Raw genomic sequence first — 25,786 nt, 5'->3', positions numbered from 1 at the left:
TGAAAGAGACAATAATGAGAAATTACTCTAATATAATTGAAAGTTATATTTATTCTACTAATACGATTATTAAATTTTCATAGAGCATAAACATTACAAGAGTTATTCAAGTTTATATTAATACTTGAATAGCTCTTTTATATAGATATAGCTAAAAGATAAGCAGCTTATTTTTCTCCTCAAAATCCCCAAATTAGCATACAAGTCCATCTAAAGTCATAAACATCTATTAATCAATAGGCTTGTATTACATGTTATCGATAGATATTGGGGGAGAAGCAATGTGGAGGAATGGACTGAAATGGATATTTTTGATCGTAGGTACCATGATAGGAGCAGGATATGCGTCGGGTAGAGAACTTTGGCAATTTTTCGGACCGGAAAGTGGACTAGCAATCTTTATATTCACGCTATTGTTAATGATCGCAATCTATGTAGCAATGTCGATAAGCAGAAACCTACATACAGAACATTACTTTCCATTATTAGAAACATTAGTTGGAAGAAAAATTGCAAAAATATATGATGCCATGATCATTTTTTATTTATTTTCAACAACTTCTATTATGTTTGCAGGCAGTGGAGCTACCTTTGAGGCATTTTACCTTCCATATTGGCTTGGGATTATGATTATCATTACTGCCTTAATTCTAGTATTTACTTATGATATTGAAGGTGTATTGGTAATAAATAGTTTTATCTTACCTTTATTGCTTACTGGATTACTCATTGTTCTAATTGATTTCACCTTAAGAAACGATTTATCTTTTGTAACGGATTTAGCCTATCAGAGTAATTGGAAGGCTGCATTCACATTTACTGCATTAAATATGTTATCAATAATTGCTGTAATAGGTGCGGTTGGTAATAATATTAAGACAAAACAAGAGATATGGATCGCTGCAGTAGGCAGTAGCGTTATACTAGGTGCGATTTCCTTTATTTATAACAATAGCTTAATTCAAATTAAAGAAGAGATCCTGGTATATGAGATTCCGCTATTTGCAATCTTAAAAGATTACCCATTCAGTCTTTATATCGTTATTTCGATATTGTTATGGTGTGCCATCTTTACTACGGCGATTGCAAGCACCTTAGGACTAGTTTCGAGATTGAAACAATTTATTCATTTACCCTTATGGAAAATAACTATCATTTTATCCTGCCTTATGCTTCCATTAGTATCTATAGGTTTTTCTACGCTTATTAAATACATCTATCCTCTTTATGGTATGCTTAATTTATATTTGCTATCAGCTCTAATATTAAATCCATTCATTACTAAAATTGAAAAAAAAGTATAGAGGAATTCATTGTGCTTTCTGTTAACTTTTCATATACTATTAATAGTAAAGCGAATCAATTTATTATTTATGAATAGAAGTGGTGGAGGTGATGACATGGCTGATAAAGAATTTGAATTAAACGATGTAGTTGAGATGAAAAAACAACATCCCTGTGGAGAAAACAGATGGAAGATCATCCGCATGGGAATGGATATACGAATTAAATGCGAGGGTTGTGGCCATAGTGTTATGTTACCGAGGAAACGATTTGAGCAAAAGATGAAACGTGTATTAGTTAAGGCTGGTGCATAATTGGAATGGATAGATAATAGTCATGTTAAAATGATTATAAATTTGTTTCACGTGGAACAAATTTATTTTTTTGCTTAAAAAAATGTGGGGTAACAAGGTTTCTTATAGAGGAAAATTCAATCATTACATCAAACCCCCTTCTATTATAGATTTATCTCGACTTGTAAAGTATGTTACGTATAACTATAATAATAACGAAACGTTCATATGGACGGTATCCTTAAGGAGTGAAAGTTTTTATGGCATTAACAGCAGGAATTGTTGGGTTACCTAACGTGGGTAAGTCAACCTTATTTAACGCAATTACACAAGCAGGTGCAGAATCTGCTAATTATCCATTTTGTACAATTGATCCCAACGTGGGAATTGTAGAAGTACCAGATGCTAGGTTAGATAAATTAACAGAATTGGTGAAACCGAAGAAAACAATACCGACAGCCTTTGAATTTACAGATATAGCAGGTATTGTAAAAGGGGCAAGTAAGGGAGAAGGACTAGGAAATCAGTTTTTATCTCATATTCGTCAAGTAGATGCTATTTGTCATGTGGTTCGTTGCTTTGTTGATGAAAACATCACACATGTTTCTGGACAAGTAGATCCCATATCTGATATTGAAACAATTAACTTAGAATTAATTTTAGCTGACTTAGAAACGGTAACAAAACGATTGGCACGAGTAGAGAAGCTGGCGAGACAAAGAGATAAGGACGCAGTAGCTGAATATGATGTATTAGTGAAATTGCAGGAATCCTTTGAAGAAGAAATACCAGCTAGAGCAATAGAATTTACTGATGATCAACAAAAGCTAGTGAAAGGCCTTCACTTGCTAACGAATAAGGCAGTTTTATATGTAGCAAATGTAGGGGAAGATGAATTATTAGATGCGGAAGAAAACCCTAATGTTCAGAAAGTAAGAGAATTTGCAGCGACAGATGAAGCAGAAGTAATTGTTATAAGTGCTAAAGTGGAATCTGAGATTGCAGAGTTAGATGGGGAAGAGAAGGAAATGTTCCTAGAAGAGTTGGGTATTCCTGAATCAGGATTAGACCAATTAATAAAAGCTACGTATCACTTACTTGGACTTGCTACTTACTTTACAGCAGGAGAACAAGAAGTAAGAGCTTGGACCTTTAAAAAAGGAATCAAAGCACCACAAGCAGCAGGAATTATTCATACAGATTTTGAAAAAGGCTTCATCCGTGCAGAGACGGTATCTTATGATGACTTAGCTGAAGCTGGTACTATGGTAGCGGCTAAGGAAAAAGGAAGAGTAAGGCTAGAAGGTAAAGAATACTTGGTGAAAGACGGCGATGTAATGCATTTCCGCTTTAATGTGTAAAAGGATCATTCGAAGTAAAAGTATATTTGCATTATAATTTTAAATTTGATATAATAACACATTGTGAGTAATAAAACTATTACTCCTTGCTCTATTAAAAAAATAGAGCCGTTAAGTCCAAAAGGAGGTGTAACCGGATGAGAAACTACGAAATTATGTACATCATCCGCCCAGACATTGAAGAGGATGCACAAACTGCTTTAGTAGAGCGTTTTAATGCTTACCTATCTGATAATGGTGCGGAAATCGTGAAAGTTGATGAAAAAGGTAAGAAACGTCTTGCTTATGAAATCAATGACTACCGTGATGGATACTATGTATTAATCAATTTCAAAGGTGACGAAAAAGCTATTAATGAATTTGATCGTCAAGCAAAGTTCTCTGACGATATTATTCGTCACATTGCTATACGTGAAGATGACCAATAAGGAGTGGTTCTGATGTTGAATCGTGTCGTGTTAGTCGGCAGGTTAACGAAAGATCCAGATTTACGCTATACACCAAGTGGCGTAGCAGTTGCTAATTTTACTCTAGCTGTAAACCGACCTTTTTCTAATCAACAAGGAGAAAGAGAAGCAGATTTCATCAATTGTGTTGTTTGGCGTCGCCCTGCTGAAAACCTGGCTAACTACATGAAAAAAGGTAGTATGGTTGGTGTGGATGGCCGTGTACAAACAAGAAGCTTTGATAACCAAGAAGGAAATCGAGTTTTTATAACAGAAATCGTGGCTGACTCTGTGCAGTTCTTAGAGACAAAAGGTGCGACTTCTGGAGGTCAATCAGGTGGACAAGGATCTCAAGGATATAATAATCCTAATCAGAACCAACAAAATCCATCACAGAATCAAAATCAAAACAATTCAAATAACAACAATAACCAAGATCCATTTAAAGATAGCGGCGAACCAATTGACATCTCGGATGATGACTTGCCGTTTTAATGATAATTTAAAATATATAGTAAAGGAGGGTATTTAAATGGCAGCTCGTCGTGGACGCGCAAAGCGTCGTAAGGTGTGTTATTTTACTGCGAATGGTATCACACACATCGATTATAAAGATGTAGATTTGCTTAGACGTTTCGTTTCAGAACGTGGGAAGATTCTTCCTCGTCGTGTAACAGGAACTTCTGCAAAATACCAACGTAAATTAACTAGAGCAATCAAACGTGCACGTCAAATGGCTTTATTGCCGTACGTGTCTGAATAAGCATTATAAATAAGAAGGGCATGATAGGATAACACCTATCATGCCTTTTTTCATTGTATAAATAATTATGAATACTTGGATACATTATGAAAAACTTTCGATTTAAATAAAAGTAATAGAAAAGCAGATATAATAAGGTTTTAATAGGCAAAAAAGAAATTCACCTCTGCTTAACTAGTAGGAATGATGTTTCAAATTATTTCATAGGATAAATGTGTGGAATATTTTGTAAATTAATTATTGCTATGAAGATGCGTTAAGAGAGGTGTTTATTTGCATATTAAATATTATTATTGGACAGTAGGCGTTTTATTAACAGCTCTAGCTATTATATTATTCATTTTTGGATTTACTGTTTATAATGATTTTCAAAAAGTAATTGCAGAGAAAGAAGAGGAGAGGCTAGAAGAAGAGGAAGAAGAAAAAAAGATTGGCAACAAGAAAAGGTATTAGATGAAAACTCTAAAACAGATAAGTAAAAGCATCACCAACGATTATCCGAATATAAAGAAACATATTATAACCAACAACACATGCTAGATTAGGTTGCTATCTACCCGTATTAAAAAGACTAACTCGCCTATAGATATTCTCAGCAAAAATTCAATTCTAGTTAATTTATTTCATTTTTAAAACGAAACATTTTTAGTATTGCCACAATATTTAAACCACAGAGCACAAGGATAAAAACAATAGAGACTACTGCTTCTTTGGAGTATATCATCCACGTCATTACACTTAAGGCATATAGCGTATAAATGCCAAAGAAGAGTATGCCAATTTGTAAGAATAATGTTTTTCTCTTTAAAATACCCCACAACGAAAGTAATATCATACCTGCACCAATTAGACCTAATATAGAAGTAACTGGGTTAGCCATGGTAAACTGTTGATATGAAATAATAATAAATCCCAAAAACAATACAACTAAATATATGCGCATTAGAATCACTCCTCAGCTACCAGAAGGTATATCTTTATATACTATAACTTTCGGCACAAAAAGCTTCATTCCTTCTTTTTTCATGTGATCATTCTATAATAAGCTAGTAGGATTTCTAAAATAACCGACTATTATGTATAAAAATAAGAATAATGTTCGTGTTTCGAGCTAAAAAATCACAAAAATATCATATTTTCTCTTCAATTTTAAATAAAAAACGCTTACAAAAGAAAATCTTTTGTAATATATATTGACAATATCTCTAATTCTGCTATGATAAATGAAAATTCAAAATTCTTAAAAAAATAAATACGAGGATGAAGACAGATTCTAGCGTTAGCGCATTGTAGAGAGCTGGTGGTTGGTGTAAACCAGTATGCATAAGTTAGAGTAGCCCTTCGGAGTAGGCAGATTGAAAAAAGAGTAGGTCTGTTCGGCGAAAAGTCGTTATAAAAGATGCCAATGAAGGTTGCGTCCTGCAACAAAAAAGGGTGGTACCGCGTAAGTTCAACTTTTCGCCCCTTACCAATTCTACAAGTAGGGGGTGGGAAGTTTTTTTATTTTGGTAAATTATCTCAAGCTTTCGTTTACCATGAAGAAATGAAAAAGGCTTCACCGTATTATGCATACAAAATATATTCCATTAGGAGGTACAAAAATGACTTATAAAGTACTAATTAGTGATCCACTTAGTGAAGACGGTATTCAACCATTACGTGCAGCAGAGGGTATTGAAGTTGATGTACAAACAGATCTTTCAGCAGATGAGTTAGCTGAAAAAATTGGTAGCTACGACGCTTTACTTGTGAGAAGTCAAACAAAGGTGACACGTGATATTATTAGCCAAGCTAAAAATTTAAAAATTATCGGACGTGCGGGTGTAGGTGTAGATAATATAGATTTAAGCGCCGCTACCGAGTATGGGGTAATAGTAGTAAACGCACCTGACGGTAATACGAATTCTGCAGCTGAGCATACTGTTGCAATGCTAATGTCTTTAGCAAGAAACATCCCACAAGCATTCCTATCCCTTAAGAATAAGAAATGGGATCGTAAAACGCACGTAGGGGTAGAGTTAAAAGGAAAGACACTTGGTGTTATTGGAATGGGACGTATTGGTGTAGAAGTGGCTATGCGTGCTAAAGGACAACGAATGAAAGTAATCGGTTATGATCCATTCCTAACGAAGGATCGTGCTGAAAAGCTAGGTATTGATTATGGTACGGTTGAAGATGTAATCAAAGTAGCAGACTTTATTACAGTTCATACGCCATTATTAAAAGAAACGAAGCATATGATTAATAAAGCGGCATTCGATAAAATGAAGGATGGCGTACAAATCATAAACTGTGCTCGTGGTGGAATTATCGATGAGGATGCATTATATGATGCAATTAAAGATGGTAAGGTAGCAGGGGCAGCTTTAGATGTGTTTGAAGAAGAACCAGCTACAGACCATTGCTTGTTAGATCTTCCTGAAGTGATTGCAACTCCGCACTTAGGTGCTAGCACGGTAGAAGCACAGGAAAATGTAGCAATTGATGTAAGTCATGATGTGGTTCGTTACTTAACAGAGGGTGTAGCAAGAAACCCTGTAAACTTACCTTCTGTACCAAAAGAAATATTAAATAAAATTGAACCATATTTTAATCTTTCTGAAAAACTTGGTACCTTCTTAACGCATGTGTGTGAAGGAGTTATTGAAGAAATCAATGTATCTTATTCTGGTGAGTTAACAGAATTTGAAGTTGGACCATTAACAAGAAATACAGTTAAAGGTTTATTAAAACGTCACTTAGGTGATCACGTAAATGACGTCAACGCATCTTACTTAGCTGAAAAACGTGGAATTGAAGTAAATGAACATAAGTCTTCTCAAACAAAAGGCTTCACTAATTTACTAAAAGTTGAAGTTAAAACGAAATCTTCTACTAGAACAGTAGCAGGTACTTTATTAAATGGACTTGGACCGCGTATTGTACAAGTTGATAATTATAGCGTGGATGTTATTCCTGATGGACACATGATTTTTGTTAATCATACGGACCAACCAGGAGTTATTGGTAAAGTAGGTAGCTCTTTAGCTGAAAAGAATATCAATATTGCAGCAATGCAGGTAGGACGTTCTGACGTAGGTGGAGAAGCTATCATGATACTTACAGTTGATAAACATGTAGAAGATGAAGATTTAAACCTATTACGTGACCTAGAAGAAATTCACGGGGTAACAGTAATCGAATTATAAGAGAAAAAGGGTGCAACTCACTAAAATGAGTTGCACCCTTTCTTTCTTTTAAGCTTTATTCAATTTTTCTAATAAAGGAAATAATTCATCTAAGTGTGTTATTTCATAGGTAGGTTGTACATCTGTTGCTGTATTGTCCTCGCGATTGATCCATACATTTTTAATTCCAGTTCGATTTGCTCCAAGAATATCTGTCATCAAATTATCGCCAATCATCAGAACCTCATCCTTATTTACACCAGCTGTCTCTAGGGCATGCTCAAAAATTTCAGGGGCAGGCTTTCCTTTTCCAAAAGCGCCGGAAATGATAACATGATCAAAATAGTCTGTGATTTCAGGTGTGATGGTTAATTTGGTTTGCTGCAAATCAGGTGAACCGTTTGTTAACAATAAAAGCTTATAGTGCTTTTGTAATTTTTCAAGAATAGGAAAGGTTCCTTCATAAACAAAAGGACTTTCTTTACGTAACCGGGGAAATTCTTCGGCTAAATATGCTCCAAATGCTTCATCCTGGATTTTTAAAGCCCTTAAACCAGCGACCCACGAATCCTTTCGGTAGGTAGGAACAATGCTCGCCATTTTTCTAAAATCATCCTGATCGTCTAAAAAGTTCCCCCATAATCCTTCAAAAGGGTTAATACCGATCATTTTCGTGAATGCATAGGTTTCATAGCTTGCATATAATTCTTGAGCCGCCTTACGTACTTCCGTTTCTAAAATTTCAGGATCAACGTCATATTTTTCTTGTGCTAAGGCACAGGTTTTCCTAAATGCCTCTTTTACACTTTTTTTATCCCATAGTATTGTGTCGTCTAAATCAAAAAACAGCGTATGTATCATTGATTTGCCCCCTAAATATATTTTTCTTTCCTTATTATAAATTAAAAAGGATGGGATGAACACCTCAGGCAATAAAGCAATCAAGTGAAGACATTAGCTACCGGCTAAAAGCAGAACTATTTGTCAATGCTTGGGGCAATCGTTTATAATAAGAGAATAATTGAGGAGCAGACTGAGCGGATGAAAAAAAGTTAGACGAAAATGAAGCATTTTTCTATTGAAAAGTAGCGGTGAATCATGATTTTCGAATACACGAGCGTGGATCAGCTTAAAAAAATACATGTTTTGCGTAAAAAGCACAGCAGACTATAGAGCTGTGCTTTTTCATACAGATGTAAGTGATAGAGAAAAGATGTACTAATGGGGGTTAACAACTTTGAAGAAACAAAGCGTTGTAAAAGATTCATTTCTTTATACTGGTAGCTATATTTTCCTTTTACTGCTTACCATTTTCATTCCGGGGGCAGAAATAGTCACCTTTTTTATTATGCCGATTCCATTTATTTTATATGTGGTAAAGCATGATTGGAAGGTAGTGAGTGTTGCCAGCATGATTTTAATATTTATTACCTTGTGGTTGGCAACAGCTGTAACAATGCCACTTACTATATTTGCGGTAGTAACAGGATTGATGCTAGGCTTAGCTATTCGTAATGATTACCGCGCATATGAGACATGGGCGCAGGGAACAGTAGGCGCGGTAGTTGGTATTGTAGCAATTTATTTATTTGTCGAAGGTGTATTAGGTGTTTCGATTCGTGATGCCTACGAACGCACCGTTAATGAGTCATTAACCATGACACGAGATATGTTTGAATCATTTGGTCTTAATCAGTTAGGTGCAGAGGATTTTGAATTATTACAAGATCAAATGATGGGTATATTGAATATACTACCAGTAATCATCGTTGTCTTTGCAATGACAATTGCATTCCTTAGCCAATGGATAACGTATAAAATTTTGAACAAACAGCGTGAGGAAAAATTAACTTTTCCGCCGTTTCGCACATACAATTTACCGAAAATAATTTTGTGGATCTATTTTTTCACCATTATTATTTCTTGGATAAACGCAGAGGACACCTCCTCTTATTTATATTTAGCAACGATAAACATTTCACATTTAGCGGGCGTATTACTGATCCTTCAGGGACTTTCTTTTATTTTCCACTACGTGCATGTAAAGGAAAAGTCGCTTGCCTTACCAATTATTAGTATTGTATTTCTTGTTCTTTTTCCTATAGGGGGTATATATTTCATGCGAATCTTAGGTATAATTGATTTAGGATTTGCACTGAAAAAGATTGTACAGAAGTAACTCGTGCGGATTTAAATTAGGAGCTGAGAGCAATGCCGCAATTTATAACAAAGCCGAAAATGGGCAGTCATTTAATAGGAATCTATCTGTTGAGTTTTTTATTACTTATTTTTATTTTCTATTATCATTGGATAACAGGAATAATCATGAGTGTACTTTTTGCGATTTCTTTATATTATAGTATCCATAAGGAAAAGCAATTAGTCGACAGAACAGAAGAATATATTTCTACGTTGTCCTATCGCGTCAAAAAGGTAGGATCAGAAGCATTACTAGAAATGCCTATTGGGATTGTTCTATACAGCGAGGATTTCACCATTGAATGGGCAAATCCATATATGAGTCAATTTACAGAGGATGAAACAATTGTAGGGGAACAGCTAGCTTTTTTATCTCCTAATCTGATTTCAAATATGAAGGATAAGCAGGACTCTTTTACCCTTAAAATCGAACAGTACGATTTCCAGGTATTAAACAAAAAGGATGAAAGACTGCTCTATCTCTTTGACCGAACGAAACAAGTGCAAATTCAAAATCGTTATAAAAATGAGCAAACGGTTCTTGGTACGATTTTTCTTGATAATTATGATGAAATCACTCAAAACATGGATGATACTGCAAAAAGTCAAATCAACTCAAGAGTGACCTCCATTTTAAATGAATGGTCTACTTTGCTAGGTATTTACTTAAAGCGAACGTCACAGGAACGATTTTTAGCTGTGATGAATAAACAAATTCTCGAGGAATTAGAAAAATCAAAATTTGAAATTTTAGATGAAGTAAGGGAATTAATATCTGACAAAAATGTACCATTAACCTTAAGTATCGGGATTGGTGTTGGAAGTGAATCTTTACCTGAACTAGGTGAATTAACGCAATCGAGTTTAGATTTAGCGCTAGGTCGAGGTGGGGACCAGGTTGTTATCAAAGACCAAGAAGGAAAGGTTCGCTTTTATGGCGGAAAAACGAACCCAATGGAGAAACGAACACGAGTAAGAGCGCGTGTTATTTCCCACGCATTAAAAGAACTAGTGAAAGCAAGTGACCAAGTTATCATTATGGGACATAAAGCACCAGACATGGATTCGATCGGTTCTGCTATCGGTGTCCTGAAAATCGCGCAGGCAAATGATGTAGAGAGCTATCTTGTTATTGATGAGAATGATATTGATACGGGTGTACAACGACTAGTAGAAGAAATTAAGGATATCGATCAGTTATGGTCTCACTTTATAGACCCTGAAGGTGCGCTTGATATTGCGACAAAGAATACCTTATTAGTGATTGTTGATACGCATAAGCCTGCACTGGTCCAAGAAGAGAAGCTTATTCAAAAAACGGATCATGTCGTAGTCATTGACCATCACCGCCGTGGGGAAGAATTTATTGAGCACGCTACCTTGGTTTATATGGAGCCGTATGCTTCGTCTACTGCTGAACTAGTAACAGAGTTATTGGAGTATCAGCCATCGAATTTATCACTAAGCATGCTAGAGTCGACCGCACTCTTAGCGGGTATTATTGTTGATACCAAAAGCTTTACCCTGCGAACGGGATCACGAACCTTTGACGCAGCCTCTTATCTAAGGTCAAAGGGTGCCGATACTGTCATGGTTCAAAAGTTTTTAAAAGAGGATTTAGACATCTATGTAAAACGCAGTCGTCTAATTGAAAATACGAATATTTATAGAGGTCATGTGGCCATTTCGCTTGGTGAAAACGGTCAAACCTATGGCCCAGTGGTTATTGCACAGGCTGCTGATACCTTATTAACAATGAGTGGAATAGAAGCTTCGTTTGTTATTTCCAATCGAGCTGATGGAAGAATTGGGATAAGTGCTAGATCCTTAGGAGAAGTAAATGTACAGATCATTATGGAAAAAATGAGTGGAGGCGGACACTTAACCAATGCCGCTACGCAACTAGAAGATGTATCTGTAGAAGAAGCACATGATTGGTTAAAAGAGATATTAGAAGAATATTTTGAAGGAGGAGATCCAGAATGAAGGTAATTCTAACGGAAGATGTAAAAGGAAAAGGTAAAAAAGGTGAAGTGAAAAATGTACCAGACGGGTATGCAAGAAACTTCTTATTCAAACACAATAAAGGTATTGAAGCTACTCCAGGTAACTTAAAAGCATTAAAAGCAAAGCAAAATAAAGAGCAAAAATTAGAAGAAGAAGAAGTAAATGAAGCCAAAAAATTAAAAGAAACGTTAGATAAAATAGAAGTGAAATTAACTGCAAAATCTGGGGATAATGGACGTTTATTTGGTTCTATTACCAGTAAGCAAATTGCGGAAGAATTGAAAAAAAGCCATGATATTAAAATGGACAAACGTAAGATAGAGCTAGATCAGCCAATTCGCAGTCTTGGGTATACCAATGTCCCTGTTAAGATCCATCCGGAAGTTACAGGAACAATAAAAGTACACGTCGTAGAAGTATAAGCAGGTTGCTGTAAGCGTGAGAGGAGAAGATTCGATGAGTGAGGCATTTAATGATCGTACCCCACCACATAATATAGAAGCAGAACAAGCGGTGCTTGGGGCTATCTTTTTAGAGCCTGACGCATTATCGAGTGCTTCTGAGGTACTTATACCAGAAGATTTTTATCGTGGTAGTCATCAACGTATTTTTCGTGTGATGATGCAGCTCGCTGATAAAGGCGAACCAATTGATTTAATTACGGTGACAACTAATCTATCGAATGCTAAAATTTTGGATGAAATCGGTGGCGTTAGCTATCTTAGTGATCTAGCAAATGCGGTTCCAACCGCAGCTAACATCGTTTATTATTGCAAAATAGTAGAAGAGAAAGCCTTGTTACGCCGTTTAATCCGATCAGCGACAGAAATTGTAACGGATAGTTTTTCAAAGGAAGATGAAGTAGAAGAAGTATTAAATGAAGCGGAGAAGCGGATTTTAGAGGTTTCGAATCGTAAAAACGCATCTGCTTTTAAAAATATTAAAGATGTTTTAATGGAAGTTTATGATAGCATTGAAACACTACATACGAGTAATGCTGATATTACTGGTATTGCTTCAGGATTTCGCGATTTAGACCGAATTACTTCTGGCTTCCAACGAAATGATCTAATCATTGTTGCCGCAAGACCGTCTGTTGGTAAGACAGCTTTTGCCTTGAATATTGCGCAAAATGTTGCGATTAAAACAACGGAAAATGTCGCTATCTTCAGCTTAGAGATGGGTGCAGAGCAATTGGTTTCACGTATGCTTTGTGCGGAAGGAAATATCGATGCACAAAGACTAAGAACCGGTTCTTTAGAAGAAGATGATTGGAATAAATTATCGCTAGCGATGGGTAGCTTATCAAATGCGGGAATATATATTGATGATACTCCAGGAATTAGAGTTAGTGAGATTCGTTCCAAATGTAGAAGGTTAAAGCAAGAGCACGGGCTAGGTATGATTTTGATTGATTACTTACAGCTTATCCAAGGTAGTGTCAATTCGAAAGAGAATAGACAACAGGAAGTATCTGAAATTTCCCGTTCATTAAAAGGGTTGGCAAGAGAGCTTAATGTACCTCTGATTGCGTTATCTCAGCTATCGCGTGGGGTAGAATCGAGACAGGATAAACGCCCGATGATGTCTGACTTACGTGAATCAGGAAGTATTGAGCAAGATGCGGATATAGTTGGGTTCTTATACCGTGATGATTACTATGATCAGGAGTCAGAGAAACAAAATATTATTGAAATTATTCTAGCTAAGCAACGTAACGGTCCAGTCGGGACGGTCGAATTAGCCTTTGTAAAAGAATATAATAAATTCGTGGATTTGGATCATCGCTATCAAGATTCAGACATTCCACCAGGTTAAGGTTATTGGAAAATAAAAAGTATAGTATCCTTTGAAAAGGACGTTTTAAAAAAACTACACTACATCTAAAAAATGATTCCTGTTTTGTACAGGAGTCATTTTTTGTTGGAGTGTTTTTAACAACCAACTTCTTTAACTGTTGTTTAAGTGCCAATAGTGAACCTTTAAATCTCTTCAAGTACTACTGAAGGGCTAAAAAACGAATAAATTTTGTTAGACTTTTCGGATGCTGTTTTTTTCGTTTGATTATAAAATCTATCTTGATTGTTTCTGATAGTTCTTTATATTGTATTGATTGTGTTTCTTTTCTACTTTTTGCAACGTCTGCTGGAATTATACTGATACCAAGTCCATCATGAACTGCTTGCAAGATAGATTCTAGTGAATCAAACTCCATGATAGTCGAATCAAGAAATTTATTCTCTTTGGACAAACCTAATGTTTTATTTCTATATATACAATTTGGATTACTATTAACAATCAACGTTTGTTCATATTGCTTTTCAAATTTAATTTTTTTAGGTGAGATGAGTACTATTTTTTCGAAATAACTATAAACAGATTCGAATTGTGAAGAATTAAATGTGCCATATGCAAATATACCATCAAGTTCTCCATAGGAAAGCATTTCTTGTAACTTTTGCGTATCATGTGTTCTAACTTTTACATCAATATTTTTGTGCTCCTTAAAAAAAGAAGAAAATAGTTGAGGAATTCTAACAGCAGAAATTGTTTGGGATGCACCAAGTGTCAAAGATTCTCTCCATTTTTTTGGCTTAACTACTGACTTGGCTTCATCCATTAATTGAATAATTTGATTTGTATATTCTAATAGAACGAGCCCTTCATCAGTCAATGTTACTCCTCTATTATTACGTATAAATAATCTGACTCCTAGTTCATCTTCCAAACTCTTAATTCGCTGACTTACATTAGGTTGTACATAGCCCAATTTTTCAGCGGCTTTAGATACTGATTTCAGTTCTGCAACATGTTTAAAAATCCACAAATCATGACTTTCCAAGAATAACAATCCTCTCTTTGGTATCATTTTAAATGATACCACCTTCATTATTCAGTATTATACTGGCTTTATTTATAAAAGTATAATAGAACATATTAAATCAAACAGAGTGAGGATGATTTAGAGTGGAATTAAGAGATAAAGTAGTTATAATAACTGGCGGTGGTACGGGCGTTGGAAGGGAAACAGCATTGAAATTAGCCGATACAGGTGCAAAAGTTGTTATTAATTATAGCCGATCGGAAAAAGAAGCTATCGATGTTGTCGAAAAAATTAGTCAGCAAGGAGGAACGGCATTTATTTATAAAGCAGATGTAGCGAAGGAAAACGATGTTATTAATATGGTATCCAAGACTGTTACAACATTTGGGAAGATCGATGGTTTAGTAAATAATGCGAGTATTACAGCTCAAATAGCTATGGATGACTTAGATGCAGTAACAGAGGATGTGTGGGATTCCCTTTTTAGTGTAAATGTGAAAGGGATGTTTCATTGCGTAAAAGCTGTTGTTCCTTATATGAAAAAGCAACAAGCGGGTGTAATTGTTAATATAGGTAGCGTAGCAGGCATGACTGGACTAGGCTCTTCTATCCCATATGCAGCAACTAAATCAGCAATTCACACAATGACAAAGTCGTTAGCTCTCGCATTAGCACCCTATGTTAGAGTGAATTGTATATCTCCCGGCGCAGTTGATACTAGGTGGTGGTCTGATAATAAACAAAAGATGTATCAACTTGCAGGCAATTTACCACTTAAGAGAATATCAACACCTAATGATATTGCAGAAGCTATTCTTTTTCAACTGACTCAAGAATCTGTCACTGGCCAAGTTTTTACCATCGATAATGGTCAAACTCTCTAAACATCATGTTAAATGCTCTCTTATTTGACATGCCATATTACCGTTATATATTCTAAGTTAAATTCCTAAAATAAAAAGATCCTAACCTTGAACACTTAGCGGAGTTTAGGTGAGGATACTCTGTTTAACCTTCATCGGGTGGTTTGCCACCGATCTTAGCAACAGATAAGAACAATGGTGGAAAGGTACATTCATTCTGATTTCTAGAGGGCAAGCATATGAAGTAAAACTAGAGATGACTTATGCAGCAGTATGGATAATGATTTCTGGATGTTAATTTCAGTAAATAAGAGGGAAAATTAAGTTATTTACACTGTACGAAATAATGATCTACAAATCTATTCAGTCCCAAAAATTTGTCTCTGCTACTGGAGGCTTTATTAAAGGAACAGATTATTGTCACCTTTCCAACTGATAAGAATAAACACGAACGATTAAACATTAAGCTATTTTATCGTTCGTAATTTAGTTTGACAATCGCTCTTTGACTTGGTAAAATTAGTTTGTTGTGATTAAAATTCAATTGGCGGAGGTGCCGTGAATGTCTTCAGTAGTAGTAGTAGGAACCCAGTGGGGAGACGAAGGTAAAGGTAAAATTACAGATTTCTTGTCCCAGAACGCAGAAGTAGTTGCACGTTATCAAGGTGGTAACAATGCAGGACACACGATAAAATTTGATGGTATTACATATAAATTACACTTGATTCCATCAGGGATCTTTTTTGATGATAAAGTATGTGTGTTAGGAAATGGAATGGTAATTGATCCTAAAGCATTGATGGAAGAAATTAAATACTTACATGATAAAGGAGTAAGCACAGATAATTTACGCATTAGTAATCGTGCGCATGTTATCCTTCCTTATCACTTAAAACTAGATATTTTACAAGAAGAAGAAAAAGGCATTAACAAAATCGGTACAACGAAAAAAGGAATCGGCCCTGCTTATATGGATAAAGCAGCTCGTGTTGGTATCCGTATTGCAGATTTACTAGATAAAGAAGCATTTCAAGAAAAATTAGAAAGTAATTTGAAAGAAAAAAATCGTCTATTTAAAAAAGTTTATGAAACAGAGCTTGTTCAAGTAGAAGATATTTTAGAAGAGTATTATGAGTATGGTCAGCAATTAAAGAAATATGTTGCAGATACATCTGTGGTATTAAATGACGCATTAGATGATGGTAGACGTATTCTTTTTGAAGGTGCACAAGGGGTTATGCTTGATATCGATCAAGGGACTTATCCATTTGTTACATCTTCGAATCCAATTGCTGGTGGAGTTACAATTGGTTCTGGTGTTGGACCTTCTAAAATTGACCATGTTGTCGGGGTTTCTAAAGCCTATACAACACGTGTTGGTGACGGGCCGTTCCCTACTGAACTTCATGACGAGGTAGGCGATAAAATTCGTGAAGTAGGAAATGAATATGGTACAACAACAGGAAGACCACGCCGTGTAGGTTGGTTTGACAGTGTAGTTGTGCGCCATGCACGTAGAGTAAGTGGTATTACGGATCTATCCCTTAATTCCATCGATGTTCTAACGGGAATAGAAAACTTAAGAATTTGTACAGCATACAGGTACAAAGGTGAAATCATGGAAGAATTCCCAGCAAGCCTAAAAGTACTTGCAGACTGTGAGCCGATTTATGAAGAGCTACCAGGCTGGAAGGAAGACATTACAGGTGTAGAAAGTCTACATGAACTTCCTGAGAATGCAAGACATTATTTAGAGCGTATTTCACAATTAACGGGTATCCCACTTTCTATTTTTTCTGTAGGACCTGATCGTACGCAAACAAATGTTGTAAGAAGTGTATACAGCTAAAAGACATTAGACTACAATAATAAGTAGTTCAATGTTGGAGTAAAGAAATTATTCTTTGCATCCTTCATTGGACTACTTTTTTTATTTTGAGTATGAAATGAAAAAAATAGTAGAAATATTATGGTAGGAAGCGGCGTAAATATTTTTGAATTAAATTATCAATAAATATGGCAAAAAATCAAATATTAATAATAATAACCATTAACTTTCCCGAAACCAATTGACAATGATTATCATTATCGATATCTTCTTTATAAGGGACATAAATTGAGGAGGAATCTCAAATGTTGCAATTAAAGGATAACGATTATGAGAAGATGCCAGGTCATTGGGTATTAGCAAGAATGGGAAAAACTGTACTTAGACCAGGTGGGATTGAACTTTCAAAAAAAATGATAACAAATCTTCATATTACAGATAGAGATAAAGTTGCTGAATTTGCACCTGGATTAGGCATAACAGCACGATTAGCCTTAGAAAATAATCCTTTTGCCTATACTGGAATTGAACAAGATCCAGAAGCTGCTAGAAGGGTCGGTTTGTATTTAAATGGAGTTAATCAAAAGTGTTCCGTTGCAAATTCTGAAGAAACCGGGTTGGAAAATCAATCAACTACGATTGTTTATGGTGAAGCAATGTTAACCATGCAATCAAATAAACTTAAGAATAAAATAATTGGTGAGTCCCATAGAATACTAGAACCTGGTGGGAAATATGGCATTCATGAAATGTGTTTAATTCCTGATAATATATCAGAGGATATGAAAAAGGAAATTCAGAAAGATTTATCTTCAGTTATTCGTGTAAACGCACGGCCTTTAACTATTAGTGAATGGAAAGAAATTCTTGAACAGAATGATTTCAGTATCCTAAAAGTAGAAACTGCACCAATGCATTTATTGAATATTCAAAGATTAATAGAAGATGAAGGTGTAAAGGGCACACTAAAACTAGGATACAATATTCTATCTACGCCAAAGGCAAGAGCCAGAGTATTAGATATGAAAAGTATATTTAGAAAATACAGCAAATATCTAGGAGCTGTCAGTATTGTTGCTCAAAAAAATGTATGATAAGAAGCAATATAATAATGGATTCTAATGATCCATTTGTTTGAATGGGTGCCTTGATAATGAGGCACTTTTTTATTTGACTATGAAATGAAAAAAGTTAGTAGTAAAATTATGGTAGGAAGCGGTATGCTTATTTTGTTGAAGTTCTCAGATTTATTTTCTATAGGTAAAAGTTTTTGCTATGGATTTGTAATGATGGAGTTATTTATTGTACGTTGGGGTGCTTTGATATATGGCGTTTTTTTCTTGAAAATCTCCTATTCTAATCAGAGGTTGTTAATTTTAATACGTGAAAGTGCATTTATTTGTTTAGAGTTGTTTTAAAATTTACTAACTATAAGAAAGGAGATGCTAATATGTATATCGGAATTATTGCTTTAATAACTTCTGCAATATGGTTTGTTGCAATTCAAGAGTTTTTTAAACCTGAAAAAAATCAGAGTAACCGAAAAATAATTACTTTAACATCTGCAGGTTCCTTGTTAACATTAGCTCTAATCGTATATCTTTTTCAAAAATTCAATTATTAAATAGGACAATATTATAAAACGGAACATTCTTATTATGGGGGTCCGTTTTATTACTAATAGCAACATTAAACTTTAACAAGCTAAATAAAAAAAATTGAACGCTAACGGAAGCAAATATTAAATATGGAGTTTAAGATGCTCCAGCTCCTATTGTGTTAACGAGCAGGTTAGTGTAACAAAAAATAGAAATTAATGGGGGAGAGATAGAAAAATGACTGTGAGGTTAGAGGAAATGAGTGCGAATGAATTTCAACAATATCTAAGTTTTGCAATTAAGAACTTTGCAGACGAGCAAATTAAGTCTGGAAATTGGGAGCCGCATGAGGCAATAAGTAATGCAAAAAAAGAATATGAAAAATTGTTGCCTGAAGGACAAAATACAGAAAATCATAACCTGTTTACGATTCGTTATGGAGATAAAGAAGTTGGTGTTATTTGGATAGCAGAAAGAACAGATGCAAAAGGATTTATTTATGATATTAATATTTGGGAAGAAAGCCAATGCAAAGGATACGGTAAAAAGGCTATGCAGGAAATTGAAATCTTTGCCAAAGAAAATGGAATGAATAGTATAGGTCTTCATGTATTTGGTCACAACAAAGTAGCACGATACTTATATGAAAAGTTAGGATATAGAGAAACTAATATAAAAATGGAAAAAACACTATAAGTCACATTTTTGAAGGTATGGAATGTTAGGGGATGCGGGTAAAGAAAACAGTAAAAAGTAGATTTTACTATTGAACAACATGATAGTGAAAGATGAAAGGGGGAGCTTTTTCTTGGGGAAAGTTAAAACCCATCCGTTAATAATATTGGCTTTAATAATAAGTTCTATTTCGATGGCACTATATGCTTACCGAAACTATACTAATCAGAAAATAGGCTATGGAATAGTATTTACATTCCTATTTATCTTTCTAATAGGACTGGTCATTCATAGTATTATAAGGAATATAAAAATAAATAATGAAAATACCAAGTAATTTTAATCTATTTTAACAAATGGGTGCTTATCTTAAATAAGTTCTAGCGCAGCAGATTTCTTGAAAGAAGCAATTTTAATTCACATAGAGGAATAATGAGTCATTATGACATTGGAGGATAATGATGGATATTAGAGAAGCTACAATAAATGATGTCCCTGACTTGGTTTCATTAATGGAACAACTTGGTTATCCAACTTCAATCGATAAGTTTAAAATGAGGTTTAATACTATTACTGCAAATCCAAGCTATCATACACTAGTGACGGAGATGGATGGAAAAATTGTTGGCATGGCAGGTTTATGTACGGGTTTGTTTTATGAATATGATGGTTCATATGTTCAAATTGTTGCTTTTGTTGTAAACACAAACTATCGAAGAAAAGGGATAGGTGAAAAACTAATACAAGAAGTGGAAAGTTGGGCAAAAAAACAAGGTGCTATTGCAATAGCTTTAAACAGTGGAAATCGTAAAGAGAGAGAGGTTGCACATCATTTCTATACAAGTATGGGATATACAGCTAAAAGTACCGGATTCGGTAAGAGTCTTATTTAAAGGATAGCGTTTGTTAAATAAGTTTGTCTAATAGGTAATTAGAAAAAATCAGACCTAAATGGGGCGGGTATTATGAAGGTTGCATTTTTTGATAGAGATGGCACCATTATAGAGGATTATCCAGACCATGAGTGGACTTCAATAATGCATCCAGTGTTTATAGATGGAGCCATTAACACTTTAAAAGAAGTAATAAGCAAAGGGTATAAAGTAATTATTGTTACTAATCAATATATTATTAATGAGGGATACATCACATTAGAGCAATACCATAATATTAGTGATCAAATAATTAGAGAACTGAAAATTCATGACATTGATGTGCTTGATGTCTTTTATTGCCCTCATGCAAAAAATGAGGGTTGTCAATGTATGAAACCTCGAAATGGAATGATACAACAAGCAATAGAGAAATATCCAAATATAAAATTAAAAGAATCGTTTATGATTGGGGATTCAGCGGTTGATATTGAATTAGCCATAAGAATGAAAATAAAAGGATTTGGTATTGGAGTTGGAGCAGGTTACGAAGATGATAATATAGTCCAATTAAAAAATATAAGTGAATTGGTACAATACATCTGACTTTGCGAACTATTGTAGTTAAAGTAATGAGAGCAAATATTAGATAAGAAGTTGTCGATGCAAGAGCTCCTATTCTGTTAAAGGAAAGATTTCTTGAAAAAGAAATGGGGAAAGAAAATGCGTTCTACAAAAATTATGTTGCTTGGTATTGCGATAATGATAGTAGCCTTATATATAACTGAAGTCGAAGGAATATTAAATGGAGATAAAGAGGTCTTTATCTTAGTAATTGGTTTTTTTATTACTATTATAGGGTTATTAAAAAAAGATAAGACTGAATAAATATAGGAAATGGGTTATTCCACCAACGGAAGCAAGACTTAAACAAGGGATCGTCGATAACGCCGATCTTATTTTTGTGCCTAAAAAATCATTGGAATTTTATGTTAAAATAAATGTGTGAAACGTACTACTTAAATTAACAAAGCAGGTGTGCAAAAGAAGACTTTTCCATTATGTTCAAAGAAAAGTTGAGATATTGTAATTTTAAGTTGAAAGGAGAATGAAAAATTTGGAGGGTTTTGAATTTTTCGTTTATATTTCCTTGGGGGTTATCGTATTATACGCTATTACCTCGATGCTATTGAAAAGAAATAAATATGACAAGTATGTTGGTATAGTGTTTGTTGGTCTGCTTTCATTAAGTATAGTAACCATTGTCATCAGTTTTATTGTTGGTGGATGGGCTGGAATGGGAGTGGGGTTTATTGGCCTTTCTATTCTTATAGGTGCAATTATCGGTGGCTTGATTTCCAGTTTGATTAGCTTTTCTCGGCCAAATTGAATTTAAAAGTAAGATGTGTTTCTTCTAATAAAGGTTTGCCATTTCTTATTGAAAGGATGCAATAGTTGAAGAGTGAGTTAGGTAGGAGGGCTTAATTTGAATATAGATACTGATTCATTGGTTTCTTTTCTTATTATGTGGGGAATACCAACTTTTATGGTTGTTAGAGGTTATTTAAAAATGGATATAGATGATAGGAACTCTGCAAAGAAAGATTTTAAATCGGCACAATTTATTTTCACTATCGGCTTACTTGTAATAGGTCATTTTTTCGCTTCTTTTGGAAATCTACTGACCCTAAATATCATTAAGTTCCTTGGAATTTTCTTAATTACTATAGCTGGGATTACAATAACGGTGGTTATGTGGAGAAAAAATAAAATTAAAAGTACGTTAGCACCAGTGCTTATTGCAGTTGCAATTTATTTCTTGATTTAATAATAGAAACAAAGTATTAATTAGATCAACCTAAAATTTTCATGCAAATAAAAGGAAAAGGGGCCCTGTATTATATGAACCTTATACCTGAATCTTCAAACCTAAAAGACTATTTAGTAGAAACAGATATAATAGATTTTTCACATCCGTTCATTAAGGAGCTAAGCAAAGAATTATTTAATGAGGGTCAGACGGAGATTGAACAGATTAAAACAGCATTCTTATTTGTGCGAGACGAAATTTCTCACTCGTGGGATATTCAAGGAACACGAATTACCTGTAAAGCATCTGATGTCCTTAAAGTAAAAGAAGGAATATGTTATGCTAAATCGAATTTATTAGCTGCGATATTAAGGTTACAAGGGATACCCGTGGGCTTTTGTTATCAACGACTAATGATTTTTGATACACCTGAAAAGGGATATTCGCTTCACGCGCTTAACGGAGTGTTTATTAGTCAGTTAAATCAATGGATACGGTTAGATGCTCGAGGAAATAAACCAGGAGTTCAAGCAGAATTTTCTACAGAAATAGAAAAATTAGCATTCACCGTTCAACCAGAATTTGATGAAAAGGACTATCCATTTATTTATACAACACCAAATAATAAAACGATAGAGACCTTACAGGTAAATTCTGATGCGATAGAAATGTATAAACATCATTTACCAGACTACATATAAATACGGTAACGCTCTTTTGGGTTGAGCTGGTACCCTAGTTTTTAAAGCTTATGACGTTCTATCATAAGAGTAAATATATTATGTCAGTGGCGGGGTGGAGAAGAACCTTATGAATGGATTCAAAAATATATTGATTGCATTCTTTTTAGCTGAATTTGGTAGGGCTATATAGATTATCAAAGTTACTTATGAGCAATATTAATTAACTAATGCCCGACTTTATACAGGATTAGTAATTGGTCTAGTTTTTTCCTGGGCTAGTATTAAATTAATTTTTTTTGTTGTTGTAGATAGATTTAATCGAAAATATTCTTTAGATAAAGTTTCGAAATGGGCATCGCAAGTAGAGTTAAAAACTTTACTCCAATTCTTTATTTAAGATAAAAGAAAGTCTCATCGATCTTTCCTAATGGCCCTAACCATGTTAATAAAGAATGGAGCAAGGAGTTCATATCAGATCTTTATTTCTTTTATAGGAACGCTTTAAAGATATAAAGTTAATGATAAACCAAACTAGCCCAACACTTAACAGAAATCCTATAATTTCAATCCACTCATTTTGACTGCTAGGTGTATTTCCAAATATTAAATAGCACACCATAAAAATTACTACAAAACTACCTGTTCTTATAAAAATAGTTTTCAACTCTCTATTATAGGATTTTTCAGTTGCAATATCTGTATATTCAATACCAGAAAGGATATATCTCCCTAGTACATAAAAAAGAAATACAGCAATAGATAACAACAGTGCAGTTTCTGTGCTTATATTAAAGTAATAATTACAAATAACCATTGCAATAAGGGAAAGGAAAAGTATTATCGATCCCTCAGAGAAAAAATATAACATCTTTCTTTCTTTATATTCGTCATTTGGTAAAAAAAATGATATCCAAGATTTCATTACAATTCAACCTCCCAATATAATTCGTCTAACGTTTTATTAAGTTCTTTTGCTATTGCAATACAAAGTTGAAGAGTCGGATTATACTCCCCTTTCTCTATTAGTCCGATAGTCTGCCTAGTTACACCTACTTTTCTTGCTAATTGTTCTTGAGTCATTGAAGCTTTTATTCGAGTAATTTTCACATTATTTTTCATCTTTTCCCCTACTTAACACGATGTAATATATAACTTCCATATGCAATTTATATATTACATTGAGTGTAAATAAAAGTCAAATTATATTTCAAATATGTATTTAAATCATAAGCACTAGCGGAAAAAATAAAACCCCCATTATTTAATAATTTAATTAAGTTTCAAATGGATACATAAATAAATATTAACTTTTTTGATTTTTTTGAAATTGCTTGCTGGGTTATTACAATTTATAGTGGTTGCGGTTTTATGCAAGAAGCGGTGAAGGTTGTTTTTTGGAAGAATTTAATAAAGAATTAAAACTGAAATTTTAGTATTGAAAAAATAAAAATAATGATATAAAAGTGTGGGAAGTTCACATAGATATTGTCGTAAATCTAGATAAAAAATTCAGCAGCACTAATGTCTTATAAAAATGAAGATAATGGGGAAAGCGTCTGTTGTTTAGGGGTGTGCTTTCTAAAGTTCATCGCCATAAAAGCACATCCTAATTCATTTTCTCCTTTCTCTTTGCCCCTGAAAGCCTTTTGAGTGAATAACAAATAAGCTTTTAAAAACCGAAGACTGATTCCAAATCTATTTTTCGTTTGCCATAGAAATGTATAAATATTGTTTACCCAACTACTTATAAATGTAAGAAAATGATAAAATAACCATAGTGTACTAACTGGAGTAATATCTCAATAAGTTAACAACGTTGTTCCCAAGACGACCAGTTACATTATATGGAAAAATTATTCCATTGGTGGTGAAGAACCTTATGAGTGGATTCAAAAATATATTGATTGCGTTCTTTTTAGCTGAATTTGGTAGGGCTATGTATTTTGTTACGGTTACGTGGGTTCTATATGAATTAACTAATGATCCACTTTATACAGGGTTATTAATTGGACTTGGCTTTTTTCCAGGACTGGTTTTAAATTTGTTTTTTGGTGTTATTGTCGATCGATTTAATCGAAAAAAAATATCCATATTAGCCAATATAATATCTACATTTTCAATGGCAATCTTATTGTTCTTTTTTATAATTGATAAGATTGAACCTTGGTTAATTGTCCTTGTACATATGATCTTACAAGTATCGGGATCACTGTTTCGCCCGGCTATACAAGCTTTCATTGCAGAGAATTTCGATAAAAACCATCTGCCGAAAATTTTTTCTCAATCATCGTCTTCAGCCATTGTAGGTGGATTATTAGGTGCATCAATAGGTGGGATTATTATTAGCATCCTCTCTGTATCGGGCTCTATGTCTATTGTGACAGGGAGCTTTGCAATTGCTTCGATTTCATTATTTCTTATAAAAAGTGAAATAAGAGAAAAACAAAAAGTTTCAAATAAAAATTCTATAATTAAAGACATAACAGATGGATTTACATACATACGAAGTCATAAGTTTTTACTCGGTTTATTTATCATTATGTTTAATGGACAGCTTGTCTTCCACACAAGCCTGGGATTTTTATCTGTATATACAGTAGAGTATTTACTTCAATCAGCTACAGTTTACGGGCTATTAGACGCATCAATCTCGATTGGAGGGATTTTGGCGGGGTTAATAGGAACATGGTGGTGGAGAATCGGTAAAAATAAAATTGCTCTCTATTCACTGCTCGTTGTTTTGGTTGGATTACTATTTGTCGGCATTGCACCTATATTACCAGTTTCATTTGTCGGGGTGATCTTAATAGGACTCGGCACAACCTGGATTCGAGTACTTCTCCAAGCCGTGCAACAGATAGCTACTAATTCAGAGTATCACGGAAGAATGGCAAGCTATCGAATGATAGGAAATCAAGGTTCCGTGGTTATAAGTGCACCAATCCTTGGTTTTGTTGCCACTAATTATGGCGCCAATTATATATATCTAAGCTTAATGATCCCTATTAGCTTATGTATTATATTTGCTCTATTCCAAGCTAACGAAGAGCAATTTATGAAAATAACGAAAAAAATTGCTTAGGTTAACTGGGGGTATTTTGGAAAAAGGACTT

Annotated in this window: 29 protein-coding genes, 1 pseudogene and 1 other annotated feature; of the genes and pseudogenes, 24 read left to right on the top strand and 6 right to left on the bottom strand. The window is 34.2% G+C overall.

Annotation, left to right across the window (positions count from 1 at the left end; all coding sequences use genetic code 11):
- Positions 1–281 precede the first annotated feature (281 nt).
- The 7 genes from DFR57_RS14355 (at position 282) to DFR57_RS14325 (ending at position 4,600) form a co-directional block, all read left to right on the top strand.
- Positions 282–1,304, top strand: a complete 1,023-nt coding sequence (locus DFR57_RS14355) for a YkvI family membrane protein (protein WP_114353908.1) — start codon at positions 282–284, stop codon at positions 1,302–1,304.
- A gap of 96 nt (positions 1,305–1,400) precedes the next feature.
- Positions 1,401–1,598: a DUF951 domain-containing protein gene (locus DFR57_RS14350; protein ID WP_114353907.1), complete on the top strand. Its 198-nt coding sequence runs from the start codon at positions 1,401–1,403 to the stop codon at positions 1,596–1,598.
- 239 nt (positions 1,599–1,837) lie between these two features.
- A complete protein-coding gene (ychF, locus tag DFR57_RS14345) occupies positions 1,838–2,938 on the top strand; it encodes a redox-regulated ATPase YchF (RefSeq protein WP_114353906.1) in 1,101 nt (366 codons plus the stop codon).
- A gap of 137 nt (positions 2,939–3,075) precedes the next feature.
- Positions 3,076–3,366 (top strand): 30S ribosomal protein S6, encoded by a 291-nt coding sequence (rpsF, locus tag DFR57_RS14340; RefSeq protein ID WP_114353905.1) that lies wholly within the window; start codon positions 3,076–3,078, stop codon positions 3,364–3,366.
- A 12-nt stretch (positions 3,367–3,378) separates the two neighbouring features.
- Complete coding sequence (gene ssb / locus DFR57_RS14335; RefSeq protein ID WP_114353904.1) at positions 3,379–3,879, top strand: single-stranded DNA-binding protein; 501 nt, start codon at positions 3,379–3,381, stop codon at positions 3,877–3,879.
- Between the two features lie 37 nt (positions 3,880–3,916).
- Positions 3,917–4,147: a 30S ribosomal protein S18 gene (gene rpsR, locus DFR57_RS14330; protein WP_114353903.1), complete on the top strand. Its 231-nt coding sequence runs from the start codon at positions 3,917–3,919 to the stop codon at positions 4,145–4,147.
- A 273-nt stretch (positions 4,148–4,420) separates the two neighbouring features.
- Positions 4,421–4,600, top strand: coding sequence for a hypothetical protein (locus DFR57_RS14325; protein WP_114353902.1), 180 nt, complete (start codon positions 4,421–4,423; stop codon positions 4,598–4,600).
- Positions 4,601–4,760: 160 nt separating this feature from the next.
- On the opposite strand, the gene DFR57_RS14320 is transcribed toward DFR57_RS14325, so the two are convergent.
- On the bottom strand, positions 4,761–5,090 hold the full coding sequence (locus DFR57_RS14320) for a hypothetical protein (RefSeq protein ID WP_114353901.1): 330 nt from the start codon (positions 5,088–5,090) through the stop codon (positions 4,761–4,763).
- Between the two features lie 305 nt (positions 5,091–5,395).
- Positions 5,396–5,616, top strand: a binding site (T-box leader).
- 132 nt (positions 5,617–5,748) lie between these two features.
- On the opposite strand from DFR57_RS14320, the gene serA reads away from it, so the two are divergent.
- Positions 5,749–7,335, top strand: coding sequence for a phosphoglycerate dehydrogenase (gene serA / locus DFR57_RS14315; RefSeq protein WP_114353900.1), 1,587 nt, complete (start codon positions 5,749–5,751; stop codon positions 7,333–7,335).
- A gap of 48 nt (positions 7,336–7,383) precedes the next feature.
- On the opposite strand, the gene DFR57_RS14310 is transcribed toward serA, so the two are convergent.
- Entirely contained in the window at positions 7,384–8,175 is a 792-nt protein-coding gene (locus DFR57_RS14310; protein ID WP_114353899.1) for an HAD family hydrolase, read from the bottom strand.
- Between the two features lie 376 nt (positions 8,176–8,551).
- Here DFR57_RS14310 and DFR57_RS14305 point away from each other — a divergent pair, with 376 nt between their 5' ends.
- From DFR57_RS14305 to dnaB, 4 genes are read left to right on the top strand one after another with little or no spacing between them, the layout of a single operon-like run.
- On the top strand, positions 8,552–9,493 hold the full coding sequence (locus DFR57_RS14305; RefSeq protein WP_114353898.1) for a YybS family protein: 942 nt from the start codon (positions 8,552–8,554) through the stop codon (positions 9,491–9,493).
- 32 nt (positions 9,494–9,525) lie between these two features.
- Complete coding sequence (locus tag DFR57_RS14300; RefSeq protein ID WP_114353897.1) at positions 9,526–11,499, top strand: DHH family phosphoesterase; 1,974 nt, start codon at positions 9,526–9,528, stop codon at positions 11,497–11,499.
- Positions 11,496–11,942, top strand: a complete 447-nt coding sequence (rplI, locus tag DFR57_RS14295; protein WP_114353896.1) for a 50S ribosomal protein L9 — start codon at positions 11,496–11,498, stop codon at positions 11,940–11,942. The genes DFR57_RS14300 and rplI overlap by 4 nt, the downstream gene beginning before the upstream one ends.
- A 34-nt stretch (positions 11,943–11,976) precedes the next feature.
- Positions 11,977–13,338, top strand: coding sequence for a replicative DNA helicase (gene dnaB / locus DFR57_RS14290; RefSeq protein WP_114353895.1), 1,362 nt, complete (start codon positions 11,977–11,979; stop codon positions 13,336–13,338).
- 181 nt (positions 13,339–13,519) lie between these two features.
- Here dnaB and DFR57_RS14285 read toward each other — a convergent pair whose 3' ends face one another.
- Positions 13,520–14,362: a LysR family transcriptional regulator gene (locus DFR57_RS14285; protein WP_114353947.1), complete on the bottom strand. Its 843-nt coding sequence runs from the start codon at positions 14,360–14,362 to the stop codon at positions 13,520–13,522.
- A gap of 125 nt (positions 14,363–14,487) precedes the next feature.
- Between DFR57_RS14285 and DFR57_RS14280 the strand changes: the two genes are divergently transcribed.
- The 11 genes from DFR57_RS14280 (at position 14,488) to DFR57_RS14230 (ending at position 22,691) form a co-directional block, all read left to right on the top strand.
- Positions 14,488–15,228, top strand: a complete 741-nt coding sequence (locus DFR57_RS14280) for an SDR family NAD(P)-dependent oxidoreductase (protein WP_114353894.1) — start codon at positions 14,488–14,490, stop codon at positions 15,226–15,228.
- A gap of 541 nt (positions 15,229–15,769) precedes the next feature.
- On the top strand, positions 15,770–17,056 hold the full coding sequence (locus DFR57_RS14275; RefSeq protein WP_114353893.1) for an adenylosuccinate synthase: 1,287 nt from the start codon (positions 15,770–15,772) through the stop codon (positions 17,054–17,056).
- Positions 17,057–17,340: 284 nt separating this feature from the next.
- Positions 17,341–18,129: a methyltransferase domain-containing protein gene (locus DFR57_RS14270; RefSeq protein WP_114353892.1), complete on the top strand. Its 789-nt coding sequence runs from the start codon at positions 17,341–17,343 to the stop codon at positions 18,127–18,129.
- A gap of 356 nt (positions 18,130–18,485) precedes the next feature.
- On the top strand, positions 18,486–18,659 hold the full coding sequence (locus DFR57_RS18305; RefSeq protein ID WP_170132994.1) for a hypothetical protein: 174 nt from the start codon (positions 18,486–18,488) through the stop codon (positions 18,657–18,659).
- Positions 18,660–18,870: 211 nt separating this feature from the next.
- Complete coding sequence (locus tag DFR57_RS14260) at positions 18,871–19,329, top strand: GNAT family N-acetyltransferase (RefSeq protein WP_114353890.1); 459 nt, start codon at positions 18,871–18,873, stop codon at positions 19,327–19,329.
- 440 nt (positions 19,330–19,769) lie between these two features.
- The gene (locus DFR57_RS14250) at positions 19,770–20,201 is read left to right on the top strand and encodes a GNAT family N-acetyltransferase (protein ID WP_114353888.1); all 432 of its coding nucleotides are present in this window, start codon (positions 19,770–19,772) and stop codon (positions 20,199–20,201) included.
- Positions 20,202–20,273: 72 nt separating this feature from the next.
- Positions 20,274–20,786, top strand: coding sequence for a D-glycero-alpha-D-manno-heptose-1,7-bisphosphate 7-phosphatase (locus tag DFR57_RS14245; RefSeq protein ID WP_114353887.1), 513 nt, complete (start codon positions 20,274–20,276; stop codon positions 20,784–20,786).
- 117 nt (positions 20,787–20,903) lie between these two features.
- Entirely contained in the window at positions 20,904–21,068 is a 165-nt protein-coding gene (locus DFR57_RS18300; RefSeq protein WP_170132993.1) for a hypothetical protein, read from the top strand.
- A gap of 229 nt (positions 21,069–21,297) precedes the next feature.
- Positions 21,298–21,570: a YesK family protein gene (locus tag DFR57_RS14240; protein WP_170132992.1), complete on the top strand. Its 273-nt coding sequence runs from the start codon at positions 21,298–21,300 to the stop codon at positions 21,568–21,570.
- 96 nt (positions 21,571–21,666) lie between these two features.
- Complete coding sequence (locus DFR57_RS14235) at positions 21,667–22,008, top strand: hypothetical protein (protein ID WP_114353885.1); 342 nt, start codon at positions 21,667–21,669, stop codon at positions 22,006–22,008.
- Between the two features lie 74 nt (positions 22,009–22,082).
- Positions 22,083–22,691: a transglutaminase-like domain-containing protein gene (locus DFR57_RS14230; RefSeq protein ID WP_114353884.1), complete on the top strand. Its 609-nt coding sequence runs from the start codon at positions 22,083–22,085 to the stop codon at positions 22,689–22,691.
- Between the two features lie 448 nt (positions 22,692–23,139).
- Here DFR57_RS14230 and DFR57_RS14225 read toward each other — a convergent pair whose 3' ends face one another.
- The 3 genes and pseudogenes from DFR57_RS14225 to DFR57_RS14215 all read right to left on the bottom strand — a co-directional run.
- Positions 23,140–23,595 (bottom strand): DUF3278 domain-containing protein, encoded by a 456-nt coding sequence (locus tag DFR57_RS14225; RefSeq protein WP_114353883.1) that lies wholly within the window; start codon positions 23,593–23,595, stop codon positions 23,140–23,142.
- Entirely contained in the window at positions 23,595–23,792 is a 198-nt protein-coding gene (locus tag DFR57_RS14220; protein WP_114353882.1) for a helix-turn-helix transcriptional regulator, read from the bottom strand. The genes DFR57_RS14225 and DFR57_RS14220 overlap by 1 nt, the downstream gene beginning before the upstream one ends.
- Positions 23,793–24,199: 407 nt before the next feature.
- Positions 24,200–24,387, bottom strand: a pseudogene (locus DFR57_RS14215) (IS5/IS1182 family transposase); the annotation flags it as partial.
- A gap of 165 nt (positions 24,388–24,552) precedes the next feature.
- On the opposite strand from DFR57_RS14215, the gene DFR57_RS14210 reads away from it, so the two are divergent.
- The gene (locus DFR57_RS14210; protein ID WP_114353881.1) at positions 24,553–25,755 is read left to right on the top strand and encodes an MFS transporter; all 1,203 of its coding nucleotides are present in this window, start codon (positions 24,553–24,555) and stop codon (positions 25,753–25,755) included.
- Positions 25,756–25,786: the final 31 nt, after the last annotated feature.

Source organism: Saliterribacillus persicus (assembly GCF_003337485.1).
Lineage (GTDB): Bacteria > Bacillota > Bacilli > Bacillales > Amphibacillaceae > Saliterribacillus > Saliterribacillus persicus.
Note: the sequence above shows the minus strand (reverse complement) of the source record. Positions and strands in the feature narration are given on the sequence as shown.

Bases quoted from the DNA above. Each gene is read 5' to 3' on its own strand.
- DFR57_RS14355 (WP_114353908.1), top strand. From the start codon at position 282: ATGTGGAGGAATGGACTGAAATGGATATTTTTGATCGTAGGTACCATG.
- DFR57_RS14350 (WP_114353907.1), top strand. From the start codon at position 1,401: ATGGCTGATAAAGAATTTGAATTAAACGATGTAGTTGAGATGAAAAAA.
- ychF (WP_114353906.1), top strand. From the start codon at position 1,838: ATGGCATTAACAGCAGGAATTGTTGGGTTACCTAACGTGGGTAAGTCA.
- rpsF (WP_114353905.1), top strand. From the start codon at position 3,076: ATGAGAAACTACGAAATTATGTACATCATCCGCCCAGACATTGAAGAG.
- ssb (WP_114353904.1), top strand. From the start codon at position 3,379: ATGTTGAATCGTGTCGTGTTAGTCGGCAGGTTAACGAAAGATCCAGAT.
- rpsR (WP_114353903.1), top strand. From the start codon at position 3,917: ATGGCAGCTCGTCGTGGACGCGCAAAGCGTCGTAAGGTGTGTTATTTT.
- DFR57_RS14320 (WP_114353901.1), bottom strand. From the start codon at position 5,090: ATGCGCATATATTTAGTTGTATTGTTTTTGGGATTTATTATTATTTCA.
- serA (WP_114353900.1), top strand. From the start codon at position 5,749: ATGACTTATAAAGTACTAATTAGTGATCCACTTAGTGAAGACGGTATT.
- DFR57_RS14310 (WP_114353899.1), bottom strand. From the start codon at position 8,175: ATGATACATACGCTGTTTTTTGATTTAGACGACACAATACTATGGGAT.
- DFR57_RS14300 (WP_114353897.1), top strand. From the start codon at position 9,526: ATGCCGCAATTTATAACAAAGCCGAAAATGGGCAGTCATTTAATAGGA.
- rplI (WP_114353896.1), top strand. From the start codon at position 11,496: ATGAAGGTAATTCTAACGGAAGATGTAAAAGGAAAAGGTAAAAAAGGT.
- dnaB (WP_114353895.1), top strand. From the start codon at position 11,977: ATGAGTGAGGCATTTAATGATCGTACCCCACCACATAATATAGAAGCA.
- DFR57_RS14275 (WP_114353893.1), top strand. From the start codon at position 15,770: ATGTCTTCAGTAGTAGTAGTAGGAACCCAGTGGGGAGACGAAGGTAAA.
- DFR57_RS14270 (WP_114353892.1), top strand. From the start codon at position 17,341: ATGTTGCAATTAAAGGATAACGATTATGAGAAGATGCCAGGTCATTGG.
- DFR57_RS18305 (WP_170132994.1), top strand. From the start codon at position 18,486: ATGTATATCGGAATTATTGCTTTAATAACTTCTGCAATATGGTTTGTT.
- DFR57_RS14260 (WP_114353890.1), top strand. From the start codon at position 18,871: ATGACTGTGAGGTTAGAGGAAATGAGTGCGAATGAATTTCAACAATAT.
- DFR57_RS14250 (WP_114353888.1), top strand. From the start codon at position 19,770: ATGGATATTAGAGAAGCTACAATAAATGATGTCCCTGACTTGGTTTCA.
- DFR57_RS14245 (WP_114353887.1), top strand. From the start codon at position 20,274: ATGAAGGTTGCATTTTTTGATAGAGATGGCACCATTATAGAGGATTAT.
- DFR57_RS18300 (WP_170132993.1), top strand. From the start codon at position 20,904: ATGCGTTCTACAAAAATTATGTTGCTTGGTATTGCGATAATGATAGTA.
- DFR57_RS14230 (WP_114353884.1), top strand. From the start codon at position 22,083: ATGAACCTTATACCTGAATCTTCAAACCTAAAAGACTATTTAGTAGAA.
- DFR57_RS14225 (WP_114353883.1), bottom strand. From the start codon at position 23,595: ATGAAATCTTGGATATCATTTTTTTTACCAAATGACGAATATAAAGAA.
- DFR57_RS14220 (WP_114353882.1), bottom strand. From the start codon at position 23,792: ATGAAAAATAATGTGAAAATTACTCGAATAAAAGCTTCAATGACTCAA.
- DFR57_RS14210 (WP_114353881.1), top strand. From the start codon at position 24,553: ATGAGTGGATTCAAAAATATATTGATTGCGTTCTTTTTAGCTGAATTT.